Genomic DNA, 2,047 nt, shown 5'->3' with positions numbered 1-2,047 from the left:
TGATCAGTTCTTAGAGATGGCTGTCGAACGTGTAAAACGTATTAAAACTGGTCATCCACTTGATACTGAAACGATGATTGGTGCTCAAGCATCTCTACAACAGCAAGAGAAAATCTTACGTTGTATTAACACTGGTCGTGAAGAAGGTGCAGAACTCTTACTTGGCGGTAGCGGCCGTAAAGAAGTAGGCGATGGTTACTATGTCGATCCGACTATTTTTAAAGGTCACAATGGCATGCAAGTTTTCCAAGAGGAAATTTTTGGACCTGTACTTGCTGTGACAACATTCAAAGACTTTGACGATGCAATTAAAATTGCCAATGACACCATGTATGGTTTAGGTGCAGGTGTATGGTCACGTTCAGCTCACATTTCTTATCGTGCGGGTCGTGCTATTGAAGCTGGCCGTGTCTGGACAAACTGCTATAACATCTACCCTGCACATGCTGCATTTGGTGGCTACAAGAAGTCTGGTATTGGCCGTGAAAACCATAAGATGATGCTAGATCACTATCAACAAACTAAAAACTTGTTGGTAAGTTACTCAACTAAACCAATGGGCTTCTTCTAAGTTTCGCACCAAGTTGATACCAAACTATCAACACTAGAAAGAAGTAAGATGACTAATTATATAAGAAGCCAGTAATTTAGATTGCTGGCTTCTTTATTCCCGATTGTTAAGATTGAATTTTTATCATTTAGAATAAAAAAGCTCCATCTACTCTCTAAAGTGCTTCATTTAGGCATTGCTTTTGCATTGATTCATACAAACTAACTCGCAGGAGTATTGTATGAATCAACCAGAAACAGCTTCCGTTATTTCCTCAAAGACAGAAGTCTCGTCAGCAGAATATTTTGCTCAGCGTCAACTTAAACAAGGTACCGTTGGTTGGTTACTCCTGATTGGTTTAGGCGTAGCGTATGTGATATCAGGTGATTTTGCTGGTTGGAACTTCGGCATAGCCCAAGGTGGCTGGGGCGGGATGTTTATTGCCACTGCCCTTGCTGCAATCATGTATCTGTGCCTGTGTCTTTCTATGTCAGAAATGTCCACCATGATGCCGACAGCAGGTGGCGGTTATAGTTTTGCACGTGCTGCTTTTGGTCCTTTTGGCGGCTATTTAACAGGAACAGCTATTTTAATTGAATACGCAATTGCTCCTGCGGCTATTGCCGTATTTATTGGTGGTTATTGCGAATCTCTATTTGGTATTAATGGCTGGATGATTTACCTCGCTTGTTACGCCATTTTTATGGGTATACACCTCAAAGGTGCTGGCGAAGCCTTAAAAATCATGTTCGCAATTACGCTTGTCGCTGCTGTTGCCCTTGTCGTGTTTATTGGGGCAATGATTCCACACTTTAAAGCGCAAAATTTATTTGATATTCCAGTTGGTACAGGTGTTGGTGCAAGTCTTTTTTTACCTCATGGCTATTTGGGCATCTGGGCTGCAGTTCCTTTTGCTATCTGGTTTTTTCTTGCAGTTGAAGGGGTACCACTAGCAGCCGAAGAAGCAAAAGATCCAGTACGTTCATTGCCACGAGGTTTGATTGGTTCAATGTTAATATTGGCATCGTTTGCACTTTTAATCTTATTTTTAGGAGCAGGCGCTGCGGGTTCAAATGCTTTAAAAAATTCGGGAGCACCTTTAGTTGATGCACTCATTGCTGTGTATGGTCAGCACACATGGTTAGCAAGTTTTGTTAACTTTGTAGGTCTTGCTGGACTTGTCGCAAGTTTCTTCTCAATTATTTATGCCTATTCACGCCAGATTTTTGCATTGTCACGTGCGGGATATTTGCCAAAAAACTTATCGCTTACCAATGAAAATAAGGCGCCATATTGGGCCATTATCATTCCAGGCATTATTGGCTTTTTACTCTCTTTAACAGGTGAGGGTGATTTACTCATTTTAATGGCAGTATTCGGCGCAACAATTTCTTATGTGTTGATGATGCTTTCACATATCAAATTGCGTTTATCTCGTCCTGAATTACCACGTCCTTATAAAACGCCTGGTGGAATGTGGACGTCTTGTATTGCCTT

The 2,047-nt window shown here is 41.3% G+C and carries 2 protein-coding genes; both read left to right on the top strand.

The genetic code is table 11. The annotated features are described in order from the left end of the window. Window positions 1-571, top strand: a 571-nt coding sequence (locus tag J536_RS24080; RefSeq protein WP_032064246.1) for an aldehyde dehydrogenase family protein, incomplete at its 5' end; no start/stop codon positions are given. 220 nt (window positions 572-791) lie between these two features. Continuing rightward, window positions 792-2,047, top strand: a 1,256-nt coding sequence (gene eat / locus J536_RS24075; RefSeq protein ID WP_032064245.1) for an ethanolamine permease, incomplete at its 3' end; no start/stop codon positions are given.

This window comes from Acinetobacter sp. 809848 (assembly GCF_000581275.1).
Classification (GTDB): Bacteria; Pseudomonadota; Gammaproteobacteria; order Pseudomonadales; family Moraxellaceae; genus Acinetobacter; species Acinetobacter pittii.
This window is presented reverse-complemented; position numbering and strand designations above follow the sequence as displayed.